The sequence below is a fragment of the Streptomyces sp. NRRL B-24085 genome (genome assembly GCF_001282115.1).
In the GTDB taxonomy this organism is placed as follows: domain Bacteria; phylum Actinomycetota; class Actinomycetes; order Streptomycetales; family Streptomycetaceae; genus Streptomyces.
The window spans coordinates 1-6,977 of record NZ_LJBR01000276.1; the positions used below are offsets into that span (position 1 = coordinate 1).

Annotated in this window: 8 protein-coding genes and 1 pseudogene; 5 read left to right on the top strand and 4 right to left on the bottom strand. The window is 70.7% G+C overall.

What is annotated here, in order from left to right; all coding sequences use genetic code 11:
• Positions 1–108: 108 nt before the first annotated feature.
• Positions 109–693, bottom strand: a complete 585-nt coding sequence (locus tag AOJ26_RS27810; protein WP_053851112.1) for a TetR/AcrR family transcriptional regulator — start codon at positions 691–693, stop codon at positions 109–111.
• Positions 694–807: 114 nt separating this feature from the next.
• On the opposite strand from AOJ26_RS27810, the gene AOJ26_RS27815 reads away from it, so the two are divergent.
• Together AOJ26_RS27815 and AOJ26_RS27820 are read left to right on the top strand one after the other, a co-directional pair.
• Positions 808–1,728: an SCO6745 family protein gene (locus tag AOJ26_RS27815; protein ID WP_053851113.1), complete on the top strand. Its 921-nt coding sequence runs from the start codon at positions 808–810 to the stop codon at positions 1,726–1,728.
• A gap of 18 nt (positions 1,729–1,746) precedes the next feature.
• Positions 1,747–2,355: a nucleotidyltransferase family protein gene (locus AOJ26_RS27820; protein WP_053851114.1), complete on the top strand. Its 609-nt coding sequence runs from the start codon at positions 1,747–1,749 to the stop codon at positions 2,353–2,355.
• Between the two features lie 132 nt (positions 2,356–2,487).
• Here the strand turns inward: AOJ26_RS27820 and AOJ26_RS27825 are convergent, their stop codons facing one another.
• On the bottom strand, positions 2,488–2,673 hold the full coding sequence (locus AOJ26_RS27825) for an Rv0909 family putative TA system antitoxin (protein ID WP_053851115.1): 186 nt from the start codon (positions 2,671–2,673) through the stop codon (positions 2,488–2,490).
• Positions 2,674–2,865: 192 nt separating this feature from the next.
• On the opposite strand from AOJ26_RS27825, the gene AOJ26_RS27830 reads away from it, so the two are divergent.
• Positions 2,866–3,588 (top strand): HNH endonuclease family protein, encoded by a 723-nt coding sequence (locus AOJ26_RS27830; RefSeq protein WP_234358687.1) that lies wholly within the window; start codon positions 2,866–2,868, stop codon positions 3,586–3,588.
• 93 nt (positions 3,589–3,681) lie between these two features.
• Complete coding sequence (locus AOJ26_RS27835; RefSeq protein WP_053851117.1) at positions 3,682–4,425, top strand: GNAT family N-acetyltransferase; 744 nt, start codon at positions 3,682–3,684, stop codon at positions 4,423–4,425.
• 121 nt (positions 4,426–4,546) lie between these two features.
• On the opposite strand, the gene AOJ26_RS27840 is transcribed toward AOJ26_RS27835, so the two are convergent.
• A complete protein-coding gene (locus AOJ26_RS27840) occupies positions 4,547–5,341 on the bottom strand; it encodes a hypothetical protein (RefSeq protein WP_053851118.1) in 795 nt (264 codons plus the stop codon).
• Between the two features lie 103 nt (positions 5,342–5,444).
• On the bottom strand, positions 5,445–6,170 hold the full coding sequence (locus AOJ26_RS27845; RefSeq protein ID WP_053851119.1) for a hypothetical protein: 726 nt from the start codon (positions 6,168–6,170) through the stop codon (positions 5,445–5,447).
• A 228-nt stretch (positions 6,171–6,398) separates the two neighbouring features.
• Here AOJ26_RS27845 and AOJ26_RS42200 point away from each other — a divergent pair.
• Positions 6,399–6,977 (top strand): annotated as a pseudogene (locus AOJ26_RS42200) (SAM-dependent methyltransferase); the annotation flags it as partial.

The following is a 6,977-nucleotide window of genomic DNA, read 5'->3' on the forward strand; positions in this document are numbered from 1 at the left end:
GCTGTGGGCTGCACGGTGCCCTCGGGTCGATGTTCGCCCGACTCCGGGGGGCTTCCTTGGGGGGGGGGCTTCCTCGGGCGCGTCCTCCCGCTCAGGCCGGCCGTGGGTTCAGTGCGTGCGGAACAGCGTGGTCGCCAGTGTCCGGAAGACCTCCTCGGGGTCCTTGTCGCCGACCGGGCCGTCCAGGTTGTGGCTGAGAAGCAGCGTGGCGAAGCCGTGGGCGAGGGACCAGGCGGCGACCCCCGCGAGGCGGCTGTCGATGCCGAAGTCGTCGGCGCGCACTGCTGAGACCGAGGAGCGCAGGGCCTCGGTGGCCAGGGCGCGGGCCGTGGTGAGTTCGAGGTCGTCGGCGCGCAGCAGTCCGGGCGCGAACATGACCTGGAAGTGGGCCGGGTGCTCGCGGGCGAAGCGCACGTAGCGCCCGCCCGCGTCCTTGAGGTCCGAGGCGTCGTTGACGGCGGTCGCGAGCAGCGCGAAGCCTTCGGCGGCGATCGCCGTGAGCAGTCCGGTGCGGTCCCGGAAGTGGTGGGCCGGTGCGGCATGCGAGACCCCGGCACGCCGGGCCAGATCGCGCAGGCTCAGCCCGGCGGGGCCGTCGGCGGCGATGACGTCGAGGGCCGCCGTGAGGATCGCGCGGCGCAGGTCGCCGTGGTGGTAGGGGCGGTTCGGCTGGTCGGTCTCCACAGGTGCCATGGTCAGAGCGTACGCCGGATCTAGGCATTGACAAGTTCGGGGCGGCGAGGCAATCTAGTCAGTGTCAAGTTGGGATGCGGGGTCCGAGGGCCGCGCTGACGACGGGGGGATGTCATGTCGAAGCACGACGGCGAGGCCGAGGTGGAGGCCGGTGTCGGCGGAGCGGGTGACGCCGTGGAGCTGACCCGGGTGCGCCAGCTCTGGCATCTGCTGGAACCACTGCACGCCGTTCTCTATTACGCGCCGGAGGTCTTCGAGGAGGCCGCCGCGCTCGGGTACGACACGAAGGAGCGCTGGCCGAGCTACTTCCCGTTGCGAGCGGCGCCGTTGGGGCCGGTGGGCACCGAGCGCGTGGCGTCGGCCTTCTACAGCTTCAGCCCTCGCATGGTCGCCGAGCACATCGACTCCGCGTGGGCGACCGCCGAGCCCGGCGCGGTGCTGGCGGCAAGGCTGCGGGGCGTCGACCGGGCATACCGCGCGATATTCGGCGACGGTGTCGACAGTCCGCAGCTCGCGGAGGCCGCCGCTCTCGCCCGGTGCGCGGCGGAGTCGGTGGACACGGCGGGCCGCCCGCTGGCCGCGGCCAACGCCGAGCTGCTGTGGCCCGAGGCTCCACACCTCCAGTTGTGGCAGGCGGCGACGATCCTGCGTGAGCACCGAGGCGACGGCCACATCGCGGCCCTGCTCGTGGCCGGACTCGACCCGGTCGAGTCACTCGTCTCCTTCGCCGCGATCGGCGCGGCATCCGTGGAGCGCTTCGAGAGCCGGGGCTGGAGCGCCGGGGAATGGCGGTCGGCCCGAGAGCGTCTGACGGCCCGTGGACTGGTCGACGAGCAAGGAGCGGCCACGGATGCCGGCCGCGACCTGCGCCACCGTGTGGAGCACCAGACCGACCAACTCGCCGCCAGACCCTGGCAATTGCTGGGCGCCGCCGAAGTGACCCGGCTCGCGGACCTGCTCGGTGACTTCTGGGTCGCCGTGCTCTCCTCCGGGCTGCTTCCGTCGGAGACGACCCTGGGCATCGGCAAGGTCTGACCGTGATAGTCAGGGCGGATGCTCGGACGACTGTCTTTGACGGAGCAGCTGGACGCGTTCCATGCCGCGCTCGACCGGAACGAGATCCTGACCGGGGTGATGGCCAGGACGGCGACTCTTGACCTGCCGGGCTGGTACGTGACGGCGGGCTGCCTGTTCCAGACCGTGTGGAACGTGGTCACCGGCAGACCCCCGGCGCAAGGCATCAGGGACTACGACGTCTTCTACTTCGACGACACCGATCTCTCCTGGGAGGCCGAGGACGCCGTGATCAGGGCAGGGCAGGAGGTGTTCGGCGGTCTGGGAGCCGAGGTGGAGATCCGCAACGAGGCCCGGGTGCACCTCTGGTACGAGGGGAAGTTCGGGGTGCCCTGCCCGCCGTACGACTCCACCGAGTCTGCCATCGACCGCTTCGCCGCGACCACTTGCTGCCTGGGTGTGCGGCTCGAACGCGACGGGGGATGGCGTGTCTATGCCCCGCACGGGCTGTCCGACGTCTTCAACCTCGTGGTCCGCCCCAACCCGGTCCTTGCCCCCAAAGAGGTCTACGAGGCCAAGGCCACGCGCTGGAAGGAGATATGGCCGGAGCTCACGGTGCTGCCGTGGCCGACAGGCTCGTCGACCTGACCCCGGCGGAACGCGAAAGGGCACCCGCGCGGGACGGATCCGCGCGGGCGGCCTCTCGTTCAGCGCGTGAGGGTGGGCGGCTCGGGGTGTGCCCGGGCGGGCCCAGTGCCCGTGTGTCCGGCGAGGTCCGGTCTACGGCTGCTCGGGCCTGTCGCGATCCATGCCGAGCGACCCCTCGATCTTCCGCTGGGCGTCGTCGACTTGGCCCTCGTACTTGCTGCCCGTTCTGTCGTTGACCTTCCGTTCCGCCACGTCGGACATGTCCTTGCCCTTGTCCTGCATCTGGCGGTTGCTCTTGAACCTGTCGAAGATGCCCATCCAGAGCTCCTTCCCGAGGTGACTCAGCAATGACGATACGACCGGTATGTCTTCGATGCCCACTCGAAAGCATGGTGGTCTGGACCTCCTGAACGCCCCGGTGCGCCCGCTCGCTACGGTGTGCGCGACGTCGTACGAGGGAAGGCGCTCCTTGCGGGGGCGGACCGGGTTGCAAGGGGAGGGGCGCACGTGATGCGTCTGAGGGGCGGGGCCGCGGCCGCCGCCGTGCTGGTGTTGGCCGTGGCCGGATGCAAGGCGGAGACCACCACAGGGGCCGGCGGACCCGAGGAGACCGGGGGCGCGGGCGGTTCGGGTGCCGCGCTCAGTGCCGCCGAGTCCCTCACCGTGAAGGGGCGGGCGCCCAAGACGGGTTACGAGCGGGACCGGTTCGGCACCGCCTGGGCGGACACCGACTCGAACGAGTGCGACACCCGCGACGACATACTCAAACGCGACCTGGAGGACGTGAAGTTCACCGGCGGGCACTGCAAGGTGTCGTACGGCGTGCTGGAGTCGGACCCGTACTCCGGCAAGGAGGTGACCTACCGGCGAGGCCGCAGCCAGGTCGACATCGACCATGTGGTCGCGCTCTCCGACGCCTGGCAGAAGGGGGCCAAGTACTGGGACGCCAGCAAGCGGATAGCTCTCGCCAACGACCCCCTCAACCTGCTCGCGGTCGACGCGAGCACCAACCGTTCCAAGGGGGACGGGGACACGGCGACCTGGCTGCCGCCGAACAAGGCGTACCGGTGCACTTATGTGGCCGCCCAGGTCGCCGTGAAGAAGAAGTACGGCCTGTGGGTCACGGCCGCCGAGAAGTCCGCGATGGAGAAGGTCCTCACGGGCTGCCCCGGCCAGAAGCTCCCGGTCGGCGGCAATCCGACGGCGGCGCCGCCCCGCTTCCACGCGGACTGAGGATCGTGCCGTTCGCCCCGAGCAGTCGTGGACTCCGCGGGGCGGTCGGGAAATACGCTTTCCGACGGGCCGGCCCGCACCTACGGTGATCGCATGGAGTGGAAGACGTCGAGTCTCGCCGAGCGTCCCGAGATGCGGGAGCGCGTCCTCGGCATGGCCAGTAGCTGGCCGGAGTTCGTGACCGAGGACCTGGTGGGCAACGCCCACTACGGACGGATCTCCGCCGAGTTCCCCGAGTACGTGCTGTTCGCCGAGGACGAGCGGGGTGAGGTCGTCGCGCACGCCCACAGCGTGCCCTTCGCCCTCCACACCGAGGACCGCGGTGAACTGCCCGCCCGGGGCTGGGACGAGGTGCTGACGTGGGCCTTCAGCGACCTGAGGCGCGGCGTGCGGACCGACACGGTGAGCGCGATCTCGGTCGTCGTCGATCCGCGCGTCCAGGGCCGCGGCCTGTCCGCCCTGATGCTCACGGCGATGCGGGACAGCGCCCGCGCCCACGGCTTCACCGAGGTCGTCGCCCCCGTCCGCCCCAGCGCCAAGCATCTGGAACCGCACACCCCGATCGAGGAGTACGCCCGTCGCGTGCGCCCCGACGGTCTGCCGCACGATCCCTGGCTGCGCGTGCACGCGCGGGCCGGTGCCGAGGTGCACGCCGTGGCGCCGGCCTCCATGACGGTGTCCGGTTCGCTGGAGCAGTGGCGCCGCTGGACCGGACTGCCCTTCGACACGGCCGGCGACATCGAGGTGCCCGGGGCGCTGGTGCCGGTCAGGTGTGAGCCGGAGCGCGGGTACGCGGTGTACGTCGAGCCCAACGTCTGGATGCGGCACGCCCTTTGAGCGTGCCGCGATCCCTGTGTCCCGCGTCATCTGTCCCGCGTCATGCGTGCCGCTGATGCGTGATGCGTGATGCGTGTCGTCACCGGGAGTCGACGTCCCGGGCCGTGTCGCTCGCGGTGGGTCAGCCGCCCAGGGCGTCCAGGTCCAGGATCTCGCCGGCGGGCTTCTGCGTGGGGACCGGCTCGTCGAAGTCGCTGAAGGTGACGGACCCCTGGTCCGCCCCGGCCGTGCTGTCGACCCGCAGCAGGTACGGCTTGCCCTCGGTGGCGACGTACAGGGTGTAGCGGTCCTTGCCGTCCTTCTCGTGCAGGACGATCGCCGGTGTCCCGTCGACGGTGGCCGTCTTGCCGCGGCTCGCGTCGGAGGCGGTGTCGGTGGCGCCTTCCAGTGCCGCGCCCAGGTCGCAGAAGCCCTCGAACTCCTTGGCGTCCGCGCCCGTCGCCTTCGACTTGGTCCACTTGCCGGCCAGCATGTCCACGGCCGCGTCGGTGTCCGCCTTCGACTCGCCCTTGCTCTGCTCGCGCAGGAACGCCTCGTCGAACTTCATGTAGACGATGTCACCGGTCTTGATCAGTTCGGCCTTGCCCTCGCCGCCCATGCCGATGGTGCCAGCGCACTCGCCCTTCTTGTTCAGCAGGACGTCGAGGCTGATGGTGGCGCCGCTCTCGTCGTCGGGGATGTCGCCCTTCATCCGCAGCGAGGAGGCGCCGGTCGTGGCCTTGGCGGCCCGGTCGGCTATCTCACCCCCGGTCAGGCCGGCGAAGGGGTCCTTCTGAGCAGCCGACTTGCCCGGCGCGGCGGAGGCGCTGGACGCGTTCGTGCTGCTGTCCGCCTTGTCCTGGTCCGACTGGCAGCCGGTGAGTCCTGCGGTGGCCGCGGCAGCGATGCAGAGAGCGGCAAGTGCGGTACGACGCATGGTGATTCCTTGATGGGGATGCGGTGAGGTGATGAGGTGCGGGGCGCTGCGCATGGGGTGCGCCCCGGTGGTGAGCGGGGGAGACCGAAGGGGACGGGCTGGTTCAGCCGGTCTTCGTCCAGTCCTTGCAGCCGGTCGTCTTGAAGTAGGCGTCCGAGGCGCTGACCTTGACGACGGCCGTGCCGTTGACGTTGTCGTTCGCGAGCACGGAGTCGATGCCGTGCTCGGCGTCCTTGGTGCGCTCCCAGTAGCAGGAGTCGTCGGTGTTGCCGGTGGACTTGTAGGTGCCCGGGGCGATGTCGGCGCCGACTCCGAACATTCCGCCGTCGCCGGCCATCCGGGAGGCGGGGGAGCCCTTCGCCTGGTCGGCGACGGCCTCCCAGTCGTTGCAGTCGCTCGACGTGAAGAGCTTGTCGGTGGCCTTGACGGTGACGTAACTGGTGCCGGTGACGTTGTCGTTGGCCAGCAGCGAGTCCATCTCGCCCGAGGCGTCCTTGGCCCGCTCCCAGTAGCACATGCCGTCGCTGTTGCCGGTGGAGCGGTAGGTGCCGGGCTTGACGTCCGAACCGACCTGGAAGTCGCCGTCCCCCGAGAACGCGGCCTTCTTCTCGGCGGCCGCGGCCCTGTGGGCGCCCTTGCCGCCCTCGTCGCCCTTCTCGCCCTTCTCGCCCTTCTCGCCCCCGGCCTCGCGCTGTGCGGACGCCGAGGAGCCCTTGGTGCTGCCCCCGGACGTGCCGCCGCCCCCGTTCTCCCCGGCGTTCGCCGAGGCGACTCCAATGACGACGACTCCGACCACGGCGCCCAGCGCGATCTTGCCCTTCATGCCCATGGCTGTGTTCCCCCTCCGACCCGGCGACCACCGCCACTCGGTGGTCGCTCGTTTCGCTGGGTCAATAAGAGCAGAGCTTGTGAACCGAGTCAACACGGTTCACGATAGGGCTCGTGTACACGGCGTGAATGGGTGGATCTTGCGTGCGTCGGTATGCTCGGCGTCACATGCGGGGGCGCTGGGCCGATGCGGGTCGCCGAGGCGGCGCACGACGAGGGGAGCGGGCGGGTGCAGGACAACGCGACTGAGGTGACCGCCGCCGGTATCGCACGGCTGGCCGGGGTGGGCCGCGCGGCCGTCAGCAACTGGCGGCGCAGGCACGCGGACTTCCCGAGGCCTGTCGGCGGCACCGAGACCAGCCCCTCCTTCGCGCTCGCCGAGGTCGAGTCATGGCTGCGCAAGCAGGGCAAACTCGCTGAGGTCCCGCTGCGTGAACGCGTCTGGCAGCAGCTCTCCGGCCATCCCGACGGCCCGGTCACCGCCCTCACCCACGCGGGCTGCGTCCTGCTGCTGATCCACGACCGCCCGCCGGTCTGGCTGGAGGTGAGCGCCGGTTCCGACGAGCGGCTGGCGGACATGCTGCCGGGGGCGTTGCGGGAGGTGTTCACACCGCGCTTCGGAGCGGAGGCGGCCACGAGCGCCCGAGCGGCGACTCCCGCCGAGGACACCGGGAGCGCCCCGACGGCTGTGAACACCCCGGGGCCGGTTCCCCCGACGGCTGTGAACACCCCGGGGCCGGTTCACACCCCGGCCCCCGACGCGCGCGCTGCGGTGAACCCCGGAGACGCGGGCCCCGTGATGTCCCAC

Bases quoted from the DNA above. Each gene is read 5' to 3' on its own strand.
- AOJ26_RS27815 (WP_053851113.1), top strand. From the start codon at position 808: ATGTCGAAGCACGACGGCGAGGCCGAGGTGGAGGCCGGTGTCGGCGGA.
- AOJ26_RS27820 (WP_053851114.1), top strand. From the start codon at position 1,747: ATGCTCGGACGACTGTCTTTGACGGAGCAGCTGGACGCGTTCCATGCC.
- AOJ26_RS27810 (WP_053851112.1), bottom strand. From the start codon at position 693: ATGGCACCTGTGGAGACCGACCAGCCGAACCGCCCCTACCACCACGGC.
- AOJ26_RS27825 (WP_053851115.1), bottom strand. From the start codon at position 2,673: ATGGGCATCTTCGACAGGTTCAAGAGCAACCGCCAGATGCAGGACAAG.
- AOJ26_RS27830 (WP_234358687.1), top strand. From the start codon at position 2,866: ATGCGTCTGAGGGGCGGGGCCGCGGCCGCCGCCGTGCTGGTGTTGGCC.
- AOJ26_RS27835 (WP_053851117.1), top strand. From the start codon at position 3,682: ATGGAGTGGAAGACGTCGAGTCTCGCCGAGCGTCCCGAGATGCGGGAG.
- AOJ26_RS27840 (WP_053851118.1), bottom strand. From the start codon at position 5,341: ATGCGTCGTACCGCACTTGCCGCTCTCTGCATCGCTGCCGCGGCCACC.
- AOJ26_RS27845 (WP_053851119.1), bottom strand. From the start codon at position 6,170: ATGGGCATGAAGGGCAAGATCGCGCTGGGCGCCGTGGTCGGAGTCGTC.